Source organism: Rhodococcus sp. 21391 (assembly GCF_016772255.1).
Classification (GTDB): Bacteria; Actinomycetota; Actinomycetes; order Mycobacteriales; family Mycobacteriaceae; genus Rhodococcus_F; species Rhodococcus_F opacus.
In genome coordinates, this window is record NZ_CP063781.1 from 2,231,685 (window position 1) to 2,249,064 (window position 17,380).

General features: G+C 66.0%; 16 protein-coding genes and 2 pseudogenes. 7 read left to right on the forward strand and 11 right to left on the reverse strand.

Features of this window, described 5'->3' with window-relative positions:
* Positions 1 to 21: 21 nt before the first annotated feature.
* Positions 22 to 495 (reverse strand): ABC transporter permease subunit, encoded by a 474-nt coding sequence (locus GO592_RS10450; RefSeq protein WP_007297781.1) that lies wholly within the window; start codon positions 493 to 495, stop codon positions 22 to 24.
* 10 nt (positions 496 to 505) lie between these two features.
* On the opposite strand from GO592_RS10450, the gene GO592_RS10455 reads away from it, so the two are divergent.
* Entirely contained in the window at positions 506 to 844 is a 339-nt protein-coding gene (locus GO592_RS10455) for a hypothetical protein (RefSeq protein ID WP_007297780.1), read from the forward strand.
* A 73-nt stretch (positions 845 to 917) separates the two neighbouring features.
* Here the strand turns inward: GO592_RS10455 and GO592_RS10460 are convergent, their stop codons facing one another.
* Positions 918 to 1,067 (reverse strand): hypothetical protein, encoded by a 150-nt coding sequence (locus GO592_RS10460; RefSeq protein ID WP_157234247.1) that lies wholly within the window; start codon positions 1,065 to 1,067, stop codon positions 918 to 920.
* Between the two features lie 17 nt (positions 1,068 to 1,084).
* A complete protein-coding gene (locus GO592_RS10465) occupies positions 1,085 to 1,432 on the reverse strand; it encodes a hypothetical protein (protein WP_007297779.1) in 348 nt (115 codons plus the stop codon).
* Positions 1,433 to 1,441: 9 nt separating this feature from the next.
* Here GO592_RS10465 and GO592_RS10470 point away from each other — a divergent pair, with 9 nt between their 5' ends.
* Positions 1,442 to 3,508, forward strand: coding sequence for an FUSC family protein (locus GO592_RS10470; RefSeq protein ID WP_007297778.1), 2,067 nt, complete (start codon positions 1,442 to 1,444; stop codon positions 3,506 to 3,508).
* Between the two features lie 102 nt (positions 3,509 to 3,610).
* Here GO592_RS10470 and GO592_RS10475 read toward each other — a convergent pair whose 3' ends face one another.
* From GO592_RS10475 to GO592_RS10490, 4 genes are all read right to left on the reverse strand, one after another.
* Positions 3,611 to 5,908: an acyl-CoA dehydrogenase gene (locus GO592_RS10475; protein WP_007297777.1), complete on the reverse strand. Its 2,298-nt coding sequence runs from the start codon at positions 5,906 to 5,908 to the stop codon at positions 3,611 to 3,613.
* 151 nt (positions 5,909 to 6,059) lie between these two features.
* The gene (locus GO592_RS10480; RefSeq protein WP_007297776.1) at positions 6,060 to 6,722 is read right to left on the reverse strand and encodes an enoyl-CoA hydratase/isomerase family protein; all 663 of its coding nucleotides are present in this window, start codon (positions 6,720 to 6,722) and stop codon (positions 6,060 to 6,062) included.
* A gap of 201 nt (positions 6,723 to 6,923) precedes the next feature.
* Positions 6,924 to 8,261, reverse strand: coding sequence for an MFS transporter (locus GO592_RS10485; protein WP_007297775.1), 1,338 nt, complete (start codon positions 8,259 to 8,261; stop codon positions 6,924 to 6,926).
* Between the two features lie 57 nt (positions 8,262 to 8,318).
* Positions 8,319 to 9,497 (reverse strand): CaiB/BaiF CoA transferase family protein, encoded by a 1,179-nt coding sequence (locus GO592_RS10490; protein WP_007297774.1) that lies wholly within the window; start codon positions 9,495 to 9,497, stop codon positions 8,319 to 8,321.
* Positions 9,498 to 9,651: 154 nt separating this feature from the next.
* On the opposite strand from GO592_RS10490, the gene GO592_RS10495 reads away from it, so the two are divergent.
* The 4 genes from GO592_RS10495 to GO592_RS10510 all read left to right on the forward strand — a co-directional run bounded on the left by GO592_RS10495 (position 9,652) and on the right by GO592_RS10510 (position 13,020).
* Positions 9,652 to 10,887 carry a PucR family transcriptional regulator gene (locus GO592_RS10495; protein ID WP_007297773.1) on the forward strand — a complete coding sequence of 412 codons (1,236 nt, stop codon included), beginning with the start codon at positions 9,652 to 9,654 and terminating at the stop codon, positions 10,885 to 10,887.
* Positions 10,888 to 11,030: 143 nt separating this feature from the next.
* Positions 11,031 to 12,350 (forward strand): alkyl sulfatase dimerization domain-containing protein, encoded by a 1,320-nt coding sequence (locus GO592_RS10500; protein WP_007297772.1) that lies wholly within the window; start codon positions 11,031 to 11,033, stop codon positions 12,348 to 12,350.
* Positions 12,338 to 12,706, forward strand: coding sequence for a YidH family protein (locus tag GO592_RS10505; RefSeq protein ID WP_007297771.1), 369 nt, complete (start codon positions 12,338 to 12,340; stop codon positions 12,704 to 12,706). The genes GO592_RS10500 and GO592_RS10505 overlap by 13 nt, the downstream gene beginning before the upstream one ends.
* On the forward strand, positions 12,703 to 13,020 hold the full coding sequence (locus GO592_RS10510; protein ID WP_237720436.1) for a DUF202 domain-containing protein: 318 nt from the start codon (positions 12,703 to 12,705) through the stop codon (positions 13,018 to 13,020). Before GO592_RS10505 ends, GO592_RS10510 begins: the two co-directional genes overlap by 4 nt.
* A 433-nt stretch (positions 13,021 to 13,453) precedes the next feature.
* On the opposite strand, the gene GO592_RS10515 is transcribed toward GO592_RS10510, so the two are convergent.
* The 4 genes and pseudogenes from GO592_RS10515 to GO592_RS10525 form a co-directional block, all read right to left on the reverse strand.
* Positions 13,454 to 13,726, reverse strand: a complete 273-nt coding sequence (locus GO592_RS10515; protein ID WP_005260568.1) for a hypothetical protein — start codon at positions 13,724 to 13,726, stop codon at positions 13,454 to 13,456.
* A gap of 421 nt (positions 13,727 to 14,147) precedes the next feature.
* Entirely contained in the window at positions 14,148 to 15,203 is a 1,056-nt protein-coding gene (locus GO592_RS10520) for an anti-sigma-D factor RsdA (protein WP_202715112.1), read from the reverse strand.
* Positions 15,187 to 15,429: pseudogene (locus GO592_RS44195) on the reverse strand (RNA polymerase subunit sigma); the annotation flags it as partial. The pseudogene GO592_RS44195 and the gene GO592_RS10520, both read right to left, overlap by 17 nt.
* A 294-nt stretch (positions 15,430 to 15,723) precedes the next feature.
* Complete coding sequence (locus GO592_RS10525) at positions 15,724 to 16,470, reverse strand: SDR family oxidoreductase (protein ID WP_007299405.1); 747 nt, start codon at positions 16,468 to 16,470, stop codon at positions 15,724 to 15,726.
* A 181-nt stretch (positions 16,471 to 16,651) separates the two neighbouring features.
* Here GO592_RS10525 and GO592_RS10530 point away from each other — a divergent pair.
* Positions 16,652 to 17,346, forward strand: a pseudogene (locus tag GO592_RS10530) (nitroreductase family protein).
* Positions 17,347 to 17,380: the final 34 nt, after the last annotated feature.

Sequence of the window (17,380 nt, forward strand, 5' to 3'; positions counted from 1 at the left end):
CCGGTATCTGGTTGCGCGGGACTACATCCACCTCTGTCTGATCCGCTTTGCTTGTAGGCTCGCGCGCGGTACGCACCCAGGCCCGGGGACAGCGACACCATCTGGATCGACGGCGTCGGAGGGTTGCCCGTAGAGCAGCGGAACCGACAGCGTTTCGAGGGACATGCTCACGATCAGCACCGAGCTGTAGACGATCGGTGGGCGCAACATCGGAACCACGACCGACCGGAGGATCCGCACGGGTCCGGCGCCGCAGACCTGTGCCGCCGATTCGAGGGAGGCGTCCGCCTGGCGCAGCGCGCCGACACAGAAGGTGAACGCGATCGGGGCCAGGGCGACGGCTTCGGTGAGCGCCATCCCGGGGATCGAGTACAGGTTCCACGGGACGAATCCGAAGAACTCGCGGAACTGGACGCTGAAGAATCCGGCGGGTCCGTAGAGGATGATCCAGCCGAAGCCGAGCAGCAGTGAGGAGATGTAGAAGGGCCAGCGCATCGAGCCGCCGATGAAGTTGCCGAAGGGCAGTTTGGTGCGGGTGCATCACGATGGCCATCGGGACGGCGAACAGTTGCGCCAGGATCGTGGTCAGGCCGGCGAACAGCACCGTGTTGACGATGACGTCGCCGAACCCGGCTTCGGTGAACAGTCGTCCGTAGTTGTCGAGGCTGAAGATTCCGCCGCTCTCGTAGAGCGGGCGGTCGATGAACGACTGGTAGAGGGTCGGCACGACCGGGGCGAGGACGAGTGCGGCGAGGATCAGCAGCACGGAGTACTGGATGATCGTTTCGCGGCCGATGTTGCGGAATTTGCGGTAGCGCGGGCTTCCGGGCTCACCCGGGCGTAGCGGGACGAAGGATTCGGGGGTCCGGGTGTCGGGCGGTGTCGTCAGTGTCATGGTGTGATGTCGCTATCTCGGCTCAGCCGGCTTGCAACGAAGACCAACGGTCCGAGAACTGTTGGATCTCTTCGTCGGATGCTTTGGTGTACGGGATGAGGATCGTGTTCTCTTTTCCTACCGAGGCGATGACGTCGCTGTAGGTGGGCACACCGCCGTCGGCGCGCTCCACCCCGTCGCGGTAGGCGGTCAGTCCGCCCTCGGCGACGGCGGCCCGCCGTCCGCGGACAACACGAAGTCGGTCAACAGCTTCGTGGTGACCGGGTGCGGGGCGCCCTGCAGCATCGACATTCCGCGGCGCAACAGCGGCGTGCCATCGTCCGGGAAGACCGCTTTGATCAGTCCGTCGGCGCGCTGCTCCGCAGTCAGGGCCGGTGAGCCCATGACGAATCCGACGGAATACTCACCGGCCGTGACTTTTTCCACCTGCGATCCGGTGGACGGGAGGGCCGGTTCTTGTTCCTCCTCGAAGGCGCGGTTGATCTCGAAGAGATCGGTGGCGACGTCGTCCGAGACTGACGGGTGCCTGAGGCGCACAATCGGTGAATGGCTTTTCGGGTCGTACAGGAGACAGTCCGTTTTCTCGCGGTCTCCGATCCCGGCAGGCTGCGGCTACGTGCCGCAACCGCCACGACGATCACCGTCATTCTCGCGATGGTGGTGCTGCTACCGGGTTCCAACCTGATCGGCCAGCCACTCACCGTCGCGCTGCTCGGGACGGTCGTCGCGATGCAGTCCTCGGCGGCGGTCAAGGACAGGGATCAGCACAGCAGGGTGATCACGACACTGCTGCTCGTGTTCCCTGCACTCGCGGCGGTGTCGATGTCCGCGGTGCTGTCACAGTTCGGGAAGGTCGCCGATGTGGGCTTCATCGCGGTGCTCTTCGCGGCCGTCTGGGTGCGGCGCTACGGCCCGCGAGGGACGGCTCTCGGGATGGTCGCGTTCATCTGCTACTTCTTCGCACTCTTCCTTCGGGCCCAGCCTGGGCAGATTCCCATCCTCGCCGTGTCCATCGTCACCGGCGTCGGTATCTCGCTCCTCGTCCGTACCGTGATCCTGCCGGACCGGCCCGGGCTCGAACTCACACGGTTGGTTCGGGCGCTGCGGGCCGCGTCGATCGACGTGCTGGAGGTGGCGTCGAACAGGGGCGATCGGAATCTCGATCTACTTCGCAAGAAACTCGATCGGCTCGGAAGCACCGCCCTGATGATCGACGACTGGCTCGACCGCAACGATGCAGCTCAGCTCCTGAGCGTCACCAACGATGATCTGTCCGTTCGTATCTTCGATGCGCAAATCGCTACCGAACAACTCGTCAGCGCGCTGTGGGCGCTCGACCCGGACAAGTCGTGGCCGAATACGCTGGGGCAGGCGACCACGGCACTGGGATCGTGCCTGCAGAACAATCCGTCGGATGACCAGCTCCGCGCTGCCCGACGGCTCGCCGCCGCGGCCGCAGACAAGTCCGATCCATCGACTCCGGCGGGTATCGCGACCGCCGTCGCGATGCGAGCAGTGCAGGCGCACATCGCGATCCATCACATCACCCACAACGCACTGCGAACAGAATCGGAGCCGAGGAAGAAGCCGGACGAGGACGAAGAAACGGACACCGGATGGAATCCGAGCACCAAAGCCGCGATCCAGGTAGCCGTCGCGACCAGCGCTGCAACGATCCTCGGTGAGCTCATCTCGCCCGACCGCTGGTACTGGGCGGTCCTGACAGCCTTCCTCGTTTTCACCGGAGCGTCTACCCGCGGAGAGATTCTCTCGCGCGCAGGGCACCGCGTCGTCGGCACCATCGCGGGAGTTCTTGCAGGAGTATTGCTGTCCGCGTTGGTCGGAGACAACCAGCCGTTGCAGTTGCTCCTGCTCGTCGTCTGCGTATTCTTCGCGTTCTACCTCGTCACGGTTGCCTACGCATTGCTCTCCTTCTTCGTCACCGTCATGCTTGCGATGCTGTACGGACTGCTCGGCACATTCAGCATCGAGGTACTCGAACTGCGCATCTACGAAACGGCGGCCGGCGGAATCGTCGGAATAGCGGCGGCGTACTTCATCTTCTCCACCGGAACGAGATCGACGCTGACCTCGAAGATCGACGACTACCTCGATCGGATGACTGCCATCGTCGACACCGCTATCGGAGCGGTCGTCCAACCAGGGCACGAGACTGACCTCGTCGCCGACATCCGGAAGCTGGACAACGCGCTGAAGGACCTTGTCACGGCGGGCAAACCCTTGGAAATGGGACCGACGACACGGACCCGTCGGGGAGCGAAACGGTTGTTGCGGATCATGACTGTCAGCAATCGGTCGTCTCATGCACTTGCCCGAGCAGGGGTGAGCGCCTCTCGCGGCGAACCGGACAGCGGACCGTCGCAGGAGACCGCGAACGCATTTCGCCAAGCAGCCGACGTCACCAAGGAAACCATCGCCGACGTCAAGCGCGCACTCGCCGGTGAGCACGTAGAGCCTCCGGAGAAACTCACCGAAACCTCGGCACCCGACGTCATGCTGCAGTCGACCACCACACCCGGGCCGGTTCGCAGTGCCGTCCGCTCGCTCAGCACCCTCAACCGCACGATGGGGGAAGCATTGACGCATGCCTGATGGCGTCGTACATGCTGCTGAACGAAGCACAAAGCAAGCCAGTCGAAGGGGGAAGCCCGTCACAGCCGGCGAATCACCCGGCTGGAGTGACTGCTCGGTCGTCTACCTCGGCAAACCCAGAATCCGTTCGCCGATGATGTTGCGCTGAATCTGATTCGACCCGCGTGCGATCCGGCGTCCCCGACTCTCGAGAAACACGCGTTGCAGAGAGTCGAGTTGATATCCGTCCCCGTCGGGGCGGGTCAGAGCCGACGCCCCGAGAAGCTCCAGCGCCGTCGACCCGAAGACACAGTGATACTCCGACCAATTGACCTTGTCGATCGCCAGCAACTTGTCCACGGTCTCTCCCTCTGCAACACGGGCACCGATCACGGAACCAACGGCACGCATCAGTTCGACCTCGACCACCAGTTCCGCCAACCGCTGGCGGACGATCACGTCGCCGAGCCGACCGTCCTTGTCCAGCCGCGCCGCCAACACGTCCAGTTCGTGGCGATAGCCGACATACTGCGTCGCCGCCTTGCCTGCTCGTTCGGCGCCGAGTGTGGTCATCGCGACCGCCCAACCCTTGCCGAGCCCACCCACCACATTGCTCAACGGGGCGCGGGCATCGGTTATCCGTTCCTGCGCGAACCCCCTGTCGCCCGACGCCATCCGGATGGGGTCGACGTCGATGCCGTTGTCCGTCATGGGAACAAGGACAAACGAGATGCCCTGGTGTCTCGGTGCGTCGCGGTCGGTGCGGCACAACAGGAACATCATGTTGGCCTGGCCGCCGCGGCTGGTCCAGATCTTGTCACCGTTTATCCGCAACTCGTCGCCGTCAACGGTTCCGCTAGTCCGCAGCGAGGCGAGATCGGATCCGGTCTCGGGTTCGGAGAAGCCCTGGCACCAGGTGTCCTCGCCCGACAGAATCCGGGGCAGGAACCGGCGCTTCTGGTCCTCGCTTCCGTGCGCCAACAGGGCGGGCGCAAGCAGGGTCTCGCCCATTCCGAGTTGCGGGCGTCGAAGTCCCGCGCGCGCGAACTCCTCCTCTACTACCAGAGTTTCGACCGGTCCCAGTCCTCGGCCGCCGTGTTCCTCCGGCCAGGACAGGCACAGCCAACGCCCCTGACGCAACAGATCGGTCCAGTGCTTCTCGGCGTCGGTGTCTTCGTGTCCGAACGGTTCCTGTGCGTATTCGAGTGGCGTTCCCTCGGCGCGGTGCTCGGCCAGCCAGGCGCGGACCTCGGTCCGCAGGTCCGCCAGCGGAGCGGGTTCGTCGGCCCGCGCCGGCGCCTCGACCGCGGTGCCGGTGGCGAGGACTCCGGCGAGCAGACGCTCGCGGTGCCATGCCGACGATCCGAACATCAGCTGATCGGTTTTCGCCCGCTTGAGATGAAGGTGAGCCTCGTGCTCCCAGGTGAAGCCGATCGCGCCGTGTAGTTGAATCGTCTCGCCGGCGATCTGCAGGTACCTCTCGGTCCCCGCGACGCAGAGCACGCTGACCAGAGCCGGCAGTTCCGGCGCATCGGTATCCGCGGCGCGAGCGGCGACGGCGACCGCAGTGGCGACCGGTTCGAGCGCCCGGATCAGATCGGCCAGCCCGTGTTTGACAGCCTGGTTGGTACCGATCGGACGACCGAACTGGTTGCGGGTCTTCGCATAGTCAGTTGTCAGGTGCAGGCACCGGCGAGCACCGCCGACCCTCTCCGCCGCCTGCACGACGAGCGCCTTGTCGAGCGCTCGGGACAGTGTCTCCGAAATGTCGGTGGGGCCGCTGATTCGTTGCGCTGCCGCGCTGTCGAAGGTGAAGGTCGTCAGCGGACGGGTCTGGTCCAACGCCGGCCGCCGGACCCGCCGAATGCTCGTGTCCGATGGTTCCACCAGAAAGAGGCCGGTCCCGTCTTCGGTTCGGGCGACGACAACGACAGTGTCGGCGCAATGACCGAAGATCACGTGATCGGCCCGTCCGTCGATCCGCCAGCCGTCGCCGTCCGGGTGTGCACGCACCGCTTCCGAGCCGGCCTGCCACCACCCGTCGGCGTCAGCAAATGCCAGACACCCGAGACGAGTGCCCGCGGCGAGACCTGGCAGCAGCTCACTGAGCCAACGCTCCTGGGCGCAATCCGCGATGGCGAGCGTGGTCAACACCGAACTCGCGAAGAAGGGGCTGCATGCTGCGGAGCGCCCGAATTCCTCGGCGACCACGACGAGGTCACCGATACCCGCGCCTGATCCGCCGTACTTCGCGTCGACGAGCATTCCTTGCAGTTCGAGTTGTTCGGCCATCGTCGCCCACATCTCGGGTCGGTATCCGAGTTCCGTGTCCTGGTCGGCCAATACTTCACTGGTTGCGGTGAGAAACTCCCGAACCGCGTCGCGAAGTGCGCGGTGTTCTGCAGTTGTTGTCATGCCCATTCGATTGTCTCCTTCGAGTGTCCCGTGTAAGCACCACCTCGGCCAGGATCCCCAGACCTGGGATGACCAGGCGTCCTGCGCCTTGTCCGCCCGGTTGTGCATTGTGTTGTCTTGTGGTATTTTGACCGCAGGTGCCGCCGTGCGTACGCATTTACACGGGCAGTGTTTTGCGCGTCAGAATCGCTTGCTTCATGGCGATTCCCCCGCCGTTGGGGTAGGCCGCAATCTTGTCGGTGAGTTCGGTTGCCCGGCTCACAACCTGCTCGTCCGGCACCATTGCGTAGGCGAAGCCGCGGCGCAGAAGGTCCGGACCGTACTGACGTTCACAGGCCAGGGTGAGCTGCAGTGCCTGGTTCACGCCGTATTTCGCGAGCAACCACTGCAGATTGTTCGGCGCAGCTACCCCCATCTCCGCCTCGCCGACCATGAGGAACGACGCCTCTCCCACTACAAGGAGGTCACAGGCGAGCGCGATCGCCGCAGCACCGTTGACAGCGGCCCGCTCCAGTGCCCCGATCAGCGGCTTCTCGAACCCGGACAGGGTCGTGTGCAGGTCGGAGATCGCCGCGGTAATTTTCGGCTCGCCCGGGCGTACTTCGGCAAGATCCAAACCGGAACTGAAGCACCCGCCCGCGCCGTACAGCAACACCGCGGTGACTGTGTCGTCGTCCTGAGCGTCAGCGAATGTTCTGGCGAGCTGGGTGACCATCGGGACCGTCAAGGCATTCTTCCGCTCGGGACGATTGAGTTCTATGTCCAGCCGTCCGCTGTGATGGTGCCGAACTATCACGACATCGCTCTCCGACGAACTCACAACATGCTCCTCACGAGTCCGTCGAACTGCCCGGCGGGGGCGGTCGGCTGCCCCGTGGCGCGTTCGCCACCTGTCCTCAGGCGCACGTTGTCTCCCGACAACATTGGTGTGATCATCGCTTCCTTCCACAATCGCTGACGACAGGCTGGTGCACTCAGGCCAGGTCGCGGACGGCGGTGCCGTCGACCGTTCTGGTTCGGCCTACTTGTTCGGGTGGTGTGCGGCGATCGTGGTTGCATCACGTTCGGGATTGACCAGGACGGCGGCGGTGAGTGCGCCAACCAGCATGATGACTCCCACGATGACGAAGCCTCGGCCGTATCCGGCGGCGGTGTCGGCGGCCCCGGAGACGAGGGAGCCGATGAGAAGTGGTGCCGCGACACCGCCGAGGCTGTAGATCGCGACGGTGATCGACATGACGGATCCGCGTTGCTTGGCGGGGACCACGTCGGAGAGTAGGGAGAACGCCAGTCCCCAGGCTGCAGTGTTGAGGGAGAACGCGAGCGCGATCAGCACCATTTGAGTGGGTCCGACGGGCAACGCGGTAAATCCGATCATGCACACACCGCCGGCGGCGAGTAGGCCGGCCGCGAACAGGGCGCGGGCGGTGCGGGACGATCGTCCGGCCAGCGAGAGGCGGGTGGAGATCAGGCCGGCGAGAAAGGTCAGGATCACGGCCGCGGCGAAGGGCAATGTGATCAGCAACCCGGTGGCGTTGGCGCTGTAGTGCAGGCCTTCGCGCAGATACAGCGGCAACCAACTCACCTTCAACGCGGTCGCCCAATAGGAGCAGAACGAGAAGATCGCGACACCGATCACTGTGGGGCGAGTCCACAGGAGCCGGACGGGCACGGTGTCGGGAAGCGTCACCGCCTGATTCCCGGTGCCCGCCCCCGCATTGCCGGCGGGTCCTTCACCGCCGATGAACAGCCAGGCCACCAACCAGATCACTCCGGCGGCCATGAGCACGAGAAACGCTGCGTGCCAGCTGTAGCTCTGGACGATCCAGGTCAGGACCGGGGCGGCGATCAGCGGGCCGAGGGAGGCTCCCATGATGACTACCGAGGCCGGTAGTGAACGACGCTTCGGGGAGAACCAGGTGTGGGCGATCTGTTGGGACAACGCCCCAGCGGGGCCTTCGGCGAATCCGAGCAGCATTCGGCAGGCGAGGAAGACCCCGAATCCGACCGTCGTGGTCATCGGGGCCAAGCTGAGCACCCATAGACCGACCAGGCCGGCGAGGAGCCATCGCGCGGAGATGCGTCCGCCGAGCGATCCGAGGGCGACCGCGCCGACGGCGAAGAGCCAAAAGAACGCGCTCTGCGCGGTGCCGAACTGCTGGTTAGTCAACCCGAGATCGGTCTTGATCTCGACGCCGGCGAGGCTGACAACGACCTTGTCGGCGAAGTTGATCAGCATGAAGGCCATCAGCATCAGGGTGATGATCCAGCCACGCCGGCGAACGCGAGGGCTATCGAGTTCAGGGTCGGCGACGAGGTCGCCCTCCTCGGCGCGGGTTTGCGGATTCTGCAGGGACACAAGGGCTCCTGGGGGTCGTTATCAGTGAGGGGTAGGTGGCGCCGGTGGCGGTTCAGGTCACGTCAGGGAGTGCTCGCCCAGCCGGTAGTGGGCGACGATCTCGTGGCTGTGTTCTCCGAGTTCGGGGACCCGCCCGGCGTCCGCGGTGCGGGGGGTGCTGCGGGAGCGGTAGGGGAGGCCTGGGATGGAGTATGTGTGTCCGTCGCCGGTGCTGCCGGTGGTGAAGATGCCGCTGGCAATCACATCGGGGACACTTTGGACCTGGTCGTAGGTGCGTACGGCGCCGGCGACGATGCCGACGGATGTCAGTGCCGCTAGGGCGGCTTCGGTGTCGAGGCCGGCGAAGAACGGTGCGAGCGCGCCGAGGAGTTCGCCGCGGTGGGCGACCCTTGACGGGTTGTCGACGAAGCGGGGATCCTTCGACAGGTCGGGTTGGCCGGCGAGGTCGCAAAGCTGGGCGAATCGCTGCTTGGTGTAGGCGGAGACGACGATCGAGCCGTCAGCGGTGGGGAAGATGTCGGCGGCCGGTGCCGCGGTGGGTTGTCCGTTGCCGCGCCGGTGGGGCGCGACGCCGGTGATGGAGTATTCGCCCCAGTTCGCGCATTGCAGGTCGATCGCCACGTCGAGCAGTGAGACGTCGATGTCGTCCCCGAGGCCGGTACGTTCTCGTCGGAACAGGGCAGCCAGCACCGCCTGGGTGACCACGTAGGAGGTGGCATGGTCGACGAGCGGGAAGCCGACGCGTTGCGGGTCTCCGTCCGCCTCTCCGGTCACTGACATCATGCCGGTTTCCGCCTGGGCGGCGATGTCGAGGCCCGGCCGGCGGCGGGAGGGCCCACCGGTGCCGAAGCCGGAGACCGCGGCGAGGATGACGGTGGGATTCAGTTCGCGTATGTCGTCGGCCGACAGGCCGAGCTTTTCCATCACCCCTGGTCGCAGGTTGTGGATCACGACGTCGGCTCGGGCGATGAGGGCACGGGCGTGGCGGAGAGCGTCCTCGGCTTTGAGGTCGAGGACGATCGACTTCTTGCGCCGGTTGTAGGCGCGCATGATGGCCTCGCCGTAGACGCCGATCCCGCGTGCCTGGTCGCCGCCGGGACCTTCGATCTTGAGGACGTCGGCGCCGAGGTCGGCCAGGGTCTGCGCGGCGCCGGGCGCCGCGATGTACTGACCGAAATCGACGACCGTGATCCCGGACAGGGGCAGGTCATCGGGAGCGTACTCGGAGTCTGGCATGGTTCCTCATTCTGTGCCGGGACGGTGTGGACTCAGGGCTGGTGGAGCCGTTCTGAGTCCTCAGCGTGGCCGAATGGGTTGCTGTCGTACCATCGGCGGCTGTCACACTCTTCACGTCGGCAGTGTGTGACCCGTCACACCTAGGAGGCGTTCGATGCGTACCGCGCCCACGGACGAGGCAACCAAAGACGATCTTCACGGCAGGATCGCCCGCATTCGCCGGTCGATTCCGCGGATGGCACGGGCAACGATCGACCGCTACATCGCCGCCTCGCCGCTCTACACGCAGACCGCGGTGCCCGAACATTTGCACCGAGAAAGCGCCCACACCGTCCGATCGATGCTCGAGGTGTGCCTGCGGTCGGTCACCGACGAGTCCATCGACGTTTCCGACACGATGCGCGAAAACATCGAACGCGGCACCGAACGAGTCGCGGAAGGGTTGCCGCTACGGGAGTACATGCGCTGCTGGCAGGCCGGATTCGACGTACTCGCCGAAGAACTGGAACGCGAACTCGGCACCGACCACGGACTGTTCTGGTTCGCATTCCGCCGCGCCCACACCACCTTTGACCGCATCCTACGAGAGGTTGTTTCCGCGTACGAGATCCACACTCACGACCTCATTGCGGCGCAAGACCGCAACCATGCCCCCATCATCGATGCTCTCCTGCGCGGCGACGAGTGGGTGTTCGACGACCCCGACTCCATCCCTGCCGAACCGAGCATCATGTTGCTGCACATCGATGACACCCCCGCCGAGCGATCCGGCGACCGCAACGCCCGATCGCTCGCGGCCACACGGAAGGTCCGTGCGATCCGCGCCCACCTGGCCCGAGCGGTCCTCGGCCTGTGGCTGATCGATGTCCGACCTCGGCACGCTCGGATCGTGATGCATCCATCGATCGGCGCTCTCGACCCGCTGGCCGTGGACCTCGCAAGGGTCAGTGGCGCATCGGTGACGATCGCGATCGAGAACGCCACCTCGATCACTGACCTTCCGCGAGCGGGCACCACGGCCGCCGAGGTACTCGACATCGCGATCCGGTCCGGCCGCACCGGCACGGTCAGCCGAATGACCGATGTCGCACTCGCACACCATTTTGCGCACCCCAGTGCGTCGCTCCCGGTGCTGCTGGACCGCTGCGCCTCCTTGCGATCGCGCCCGGACCTTGTGCACACCCTCCGGGTCTATATGGCCAGCAACCTGGACCGGCGCGCCACTGCGGACACCCTGACGGTCCACCCCAATACCGTCGACAACCGGCTCAACCGCGTCCGCGAGCTGACCGGCCTCGACGTACACATCACCACTGAACTCCTTACTCTTGCGGTCGCGGTCAGCGCCGCCACCGACGACCCCGAGGCGGTGGCTGACCACCCGCAGTGAAAGTGAATCTGTGATCGGTCACAGACCGGGGCCGGCAGGGGTGTGCGCACAGACGATTGTTCGGCGGATGGCCGGTGCACAGAATGAGGCGCACGGGACATCGCAGCGTCGCGGTCCGACACCCAAGCCGAGGAGAGCGCCACATGACGGACATCATCGACTACGCCGACAAGGTCTGGAAGGGCGAAGCCAACCAGAACGCCTACCACCACGGAGACCTCCGGAAGGAGGGAATGCACTACATCGCGGAAGGCGCCTACATGTGGCCGGCGTTCGGCAACGTCTACGTATTTCCCACCAATGCTGGTCTTTTCGTGTACGACACCGGCGACCGCCGCACCGCCGAAGACCTGTTCGCAGCCACCCGACATATCTCCGAGCAACCGGTACACACGGCCGTCTACTCGCACGGACACGTCGACCACGTCTTCGGCATGGACCCCTTCGACACGGAAGCGCACGAGCGCGGCTGGACCCGCCCCACGGTCCTCGCACACGAAAACGTAATCAGCCGGTTCGACCGCTACAAGAAGACCCGCGGCTACAACGGCATCATCAACCAACGCCAGTTCCAGGCACCGAACCTGATGTGGCCGGCCGAATACCGGTACCCCGACGTCACCTTCACGGACCAGACCGACCTCACGGTCGACGACCTGCAGGTGCAGCTTCATCACGCCCGCGGTGAGACCGATGACGCCGCGATCGCCTGGATCCCCGACCGCAAGATCCTGTGCTGTGGTGATTTCTTCATCTGGGCCAGCCCCAATGCCGGAAACCCGCAGAAGGTGCAACGCTTCGCACACGAATGGGCCCGAACCCTGCAGTGGATGGCCGACCTGGGCGCCGAAATCCTCCTCCCCGGACACGGGCTCCCCGTCCTCGGCGCCGACCGAATCCGCACCACCCTCACCGACGCCGCCGAACTCCTGGAAATTCTGCATGGCCGCACCCTCGAGATGATGAACGCCGGAGCGACCCTCGACGAGGTCGTGCACAGCGTCACCGCCCCCGCGGAACTTCTCCGCAAGCCCTACCTCGCCCCCTCCTACGACGAACCGGAATTCGTCATTCGCAACGTCTGGCGCCTCTACGGCGGCTGGTACGACGGCAACCCCGCCAACCTCAAGTCCGCCCCCCGCGCCGACCTCGCCCGTGAGATCGCGGACCTCGGCGGCGGCGCCGCCCAACTGGCCGAGCGGGCGCGCGCCCTACTGGCACGAGGCGAACACCGGCTGGCGGGGCACTTCGCCCAGATGGCCACCGATGCCGATCCGCAGAACCGCGACTCGCATCAGGTCCGCGTCGATGTCTTCGGCCAGCTGGAACAAGGCGCCACTTCCACTATGGCGAAAGGCGTCTACGGATGGGCAGTGGCGGAATCACGGGCCTTCCTCGACGGCAGCGACCACGCGACCGAACTGAAAGCCAAAACGGCCGGCCGCGCGCGATGGGCATTCTGACCTCCCGTCCACCAGCGGACTCAGGTTCGGCGGATGAGGAACCGGACTACCGGTACACGCTGGCGAACGAACGCACCTACCTGGCATGGATCCGCACCGCGATGGCGCTCCTGGCGGCAGGTGTGGCTGCCCACCAGTTACTTGCGTTGCCCTCCGGGGCAGTGCAGATGACGATCACGATGGTGTGTTTCGGGCTGGCCACCGTCCTCGCCTCCGGCGCGTATCTGCGCTGGAAGGCCGCGCAGTCGGCCATCAGGCGAAACCTGCCACTTCCGGGCTCCGTCCTCGTGCCCGCTCTCGCTCTCGGATTGGGGATCCTCACGCTCCTCGCCGCCGGAGCGGTATTGTGGTCGTGATCGGGTCCGTTGACCGGGATCCGGGACTACAACCAGACCGCACCGCGCTGGCCTGGCGGAGAACCACACTCTCCGCCGCCGCGACGACGGTGGCGCTCCTCCACATTCCCACTGCCCATGGTGACCGCGCCGCATCGCTCACCTTGGTACCGATGGCGGTGCTGCTACTCGTGATCACGAACATCAGCCACCGACGAGGCCGTTCGCTGCAGCGGGGGAGTCACGGTATGACCCGACACCATGCCTTGCTGGTAGCTCTACTCCTCACGGCTACAGCGGTCGCCGCTGCCGCGACCGCCGCCTTCGCCCGATAGCCGCACTCTCGAACTGCGACTCGAAGCACACCTCGGTCCGGGTCGACTCCTCGGCGGGGAGCCCAGTGTCGGTCATCGATTGGCTCACCGGTGGCGGCGACGTCGAGTTCGCGCGAGATGTGATCGCCCAAATGGAATGGGAAGCAGTGTAAGTGGCGCGAATGCTCCCGCACCCTCCGGCCGTCGACGAACGTTCCCACCACGGCATCACCCAGCGGTGGGCCCGCACCATTGCGGCCGCACATCCCGGGCTCGATGGGCTGCTGCACCGGCGTCGGTACCGGCCGGCCACGTCGAACCCGCTTGCGCATCCCGGCCTGCAACGCCGTCTCGCCGCAGCCGCAGCCGCGGAGGCGCTCGGCTGCACCGTCGTCTGCGGTGCGCCCACCGGGTGGCGGCGTGTCGACCGGGGGCACACCGCCGGTGGCCGCGGTCATTCGCGCGTTTTCAACCGTGAGGTGTGTCGCTTCGCTACGTCGAGGTCGGCGTCAGCGATTCCGAGTGTGTCCTGAGCGGCGCGGAGGGCGTCGACGGCGCTCTCCAACGCTTCCGGTGCGGTGGTCGGGTCGCCGAGTGCGTCCACGTCGAGCGTGTTCGCATCGAGGTCTGCGTAGGTGCGCTCGAGGTCGAGGAGGGTTCGACGTAGAGCGTGCAGTGCATCCCGGACCTCGGTTACCTGCTCGTCGAGATCAGCGGGCGTGCTCACACGATCACGTCCCAGAGCACCGCGGCGGCGTTGGTGAGGGGCGGCTGCTCGTCGGTCAGACGGCCGAGCTGCTGCTGCACGCGGGCTGTCGGTTGGTCGACGTCGGTCATGCGATCACTCCATCTACTGTGAATGACTGAGCTGTGTCGTGTAGGGCGCCCGCTCGATAGCACTTCGGCAAGAAAATCCGGTCGTGGTGACAGCTCTGCCCGGGGAAGTCGACACGTCCCGGGGCCGAGGGGGTGTGCCGTGTTCAGGAGCGGGTGAAGCGGGATCTGAGTTTGTGCATGCCGACCATGACTTTTTCTTCGGTGCTTCCGGGTGCGAGCGGGGAGCATGCCCAGCTGCATGGCTGTGTCGTTCATGGTGACGATGATCCGTAATGGGGCGATTGTGCCGTTGCGGTATGGCCGCCGAATTCTCAGCTGGTCGGGCCTGGCGGCGGGAGCGGTGCCGAGGAAGGCTCCGGCGGCGGTGGCTGCTGGGTGGGTGGTTGGGTGGTCGGGTTGTCCGACGGCGTAGGCGGGGGTGGTTTGGTGGTCGGGTTGTCGGAAGGGACAGGCAGGGGCGGCTGCGTAGGCGGGACCATCGTGATAGTGGGTTCCGGGCTGGTGGACGGCAAGGTCTCGGGCGGGAGCGTCAGCGTCGTGGGTAACGGCGGCAGTGAAGTGGGCGGCAGTCCGGGAAGCTGCAGATCCGTGGGCAGGGTTCCCGGCAACTGCTCGACTCCCGGCGCGGTCGTGGAACCGGGTGTCCCCGGCACGATGGCCGGCAGTTCGGTGGTCTGCGTCGGCGCGTCGGTGGTGGTGGTACCGGGCGTCGTCGTCGCGGGCGGCGTGGTGGGAGCGATCTTCTCGACCTCCGCGGCGAGCTTCGCACGCCACACGTCGAGTTCGTTGCGCAGATCGGCGTCGCGTACCCCGCCGGAACGGTCTGCGGCGCCCTCGAGCAGGTTCTTCGCCGCCTCCGCGTCGCCCGCGGCGATCAGCCGCTCGGCCTCCTGCAGCTGCGACGTGGTGTCGATCTGCGCGACGGTCGAATCGGCCTGCTGGCTGAACACGACCGACTTGACGCTCCACAGCGGATCGCCGGGTGCGGCGTTGTACGAGAAGATGGTGACGCCACCCATGACGACCGCGATCGCGGCGGCAGCGCCGGCGATGGGTCGCAACAAGCGGAGCTTGCCGCGGGCAGCGCTGCGTGCGGAACGGGCGTCCGAGGCGTCGATCGCCGCGATCACGTCGTCGAGCAGCGGCCCGGTCGGCATCGGCGTCGCCACGATGTCGGCGCGCCAATTGGTCAGCAGAAGCGCGAGCTCGTACTGCTCCGGCGAATCCGTCGCGACAGGACCGCCACCGGCGATCGCGTCGATCAAAGCGTCGTCGCGGCGCACTGCCGCGACGTCCACCGGTGCGTCGTCTCCTGGGAGATCGGCATCGGGATTGCCGTTGCGCTTGCTCCTAGCCAAACCTCTCACCTGCCCTCGTCACCCCCGCGGTACTGGTACTACCCACGGCCGGGGCCGTTTCCTCGGCTGACATACCGACCACGAGGCGGAGGATCAAGATCTCCCGGTGCTCTTCCGGCAGTGTGCTCAGCAGTTCGTTCATCTGCCTGCTCGCTTCCGAGTCCAGCGCCCTCTGTTCGGGTCCGTCATCGTTGACTACGACATCTACTACGTCGGTGACGGGCTCCGACTTGTTACCGCATGTCAGAGAAGAGCGACAAGAAATCGGAGCTCCACGTCGGTTGTGGGTTCCGGTGTTGTCCGCATGTCGTCGGTTGCCGCACGACCACACCCGTCCTCTTTGGGCCGACCCCGGCGCACTGGGGCGGTCCTGAGGCCCTGGGCCGGGGTCGACGTCTTTGCAACGGCATCGTCTTCGGAGTGGACGATTCTCCTACGTGGATTATCCCACTGGTGGCCGGTACTCGGCGAGGTCAGCAGTTGTCGCACCCTCGACTGGGCAGACCAGCGTCGCTGACCGTCCGCGCGGTCAGCCGCGGCCGATGTACGGCATCCCGGCGGCCATGATCGTCATCGCCGGCACGGTGACGTCCAGGGGAAGTTCCACCAGTCGGGTCACCGCCTCCGCGACGTACCGCGGGTCGAAGGTGGGTTCCGCTCGCATCGATCCGTCCGGTTGGCGGGCGGACTGGCCGATGCCGGCCGTCATGGCGGTTGCGGCGTTCCCGATGTCGATCTGGGTGCAGCAGATGCCGTGATCGCGCCCGTCGAGCGCGATCGACTTGGTCAACCCCGACACCCCGTGCTTGGTTGCCGTGTAGGCGACGCTCGCGGGTCGGGGCGTGTGCGCGGACAAGGAGCCGTTGTTGATGATGCGACCGCCGCGGGGTGTCTGCGTCTTCATCAACCGCACCGCCTCGCGCGAGCAAAGGAAGACCCCAGTGAGATTTGTGGCCACCGTACGGTCCCAGTCTTCCGGGTCGATCTCGTCCACCGCGCCGGAGGGGCCGAAGGTGCCCGCATTGTTGACGAGTACGTCCACGCGGCCGAACCGTTCGGCCACGACGGCGAAGAGGCTGTGCACCGACTGTGGTGACGAGACGTCGGCCGGCACCACGAGCGCGTGTTCGTGACCGTGCGCTGTCTCGTCCAACTTGTCTCGCGCCCGTCCCGTCAGCACCACGTGATGTCCGGCATCGAGTAGTCCGGTCGCCATGGACCGCCCGATTCCCGATCCGGCACCCGTCACCACGATGACCCGTTCCGTCACGTCCACTCCCTTGCATCACGTAGTTCCCGGACAGCTGTCGGCAGCCCCCGAATTGTCGCCGATCGGCGGCCTCGCTGGGGCTGTTCACGCGTTCCGTTCGCGGTTGTCGACGAGGTCGCGGAGGATCTCAGGAATCACGGTGCGCCTAACACTGGAGTGGGGGACGGCGGTCGGCTTTCCTGTCCGGGTGACCATCGCAGACATCGCACCCCGCACGGCGCTGCAGCAGCGCTACTGGGACCCCGCCCTCACCGAGCCCGCGCAGTGGAATCCGGTTCTGGAAGCCCTGCACTCGCACCGTTCGGTTCGCCGCTACCTACCCGATCCGCTGACCGACGAGACGCTCGACGTCCTCGTCTTGGCTGCGCAGTCGGCCGCCACGTCGTCGAACCTCCAGGCATGGAGTGTCGTCGCGGTCCGCGACCCCGACCGCAAGGCTCGTCTGGCCGCGCTCGCGGGCGAGCAGGCTCACATCGTCGAGGCCCCCGTCCTGCTGGTCTGGCTCGCCGACTTCGCCCGAGTCCGCCAGCTCGCCGGCGACCGCGCAACAACCCCGAGGAGGTCGCGGCGGAACTCGGCCTGCCTCCTCACGTGTTCGCGGTGTTCGGGCTCGTCGTCGGACATCCGCATCCGGACGCCGACGCCCAGATCAAACCGCGGCTGCCCCGAGCGGCGGTGTTGCACCACGAGAAGTACGACCTGCCCGCACAGCGCGACCACGTCGACGCTTACGAGGGGCGGATCGCCGCCTTCTACTCGGCGCAGCAGCTCGACCATTTCTGGATCGAAAGGGTTCTGGACCGACTCGCGTCCGCGGCGCGGCTGAACGGGCGGGATCGGCTGAAGGAATCGCTCATCCGTCTCGGGTTCCCACTTCGCTAGAGGCGAATAGCGCAACAAGTGCGGCGTGACTGTT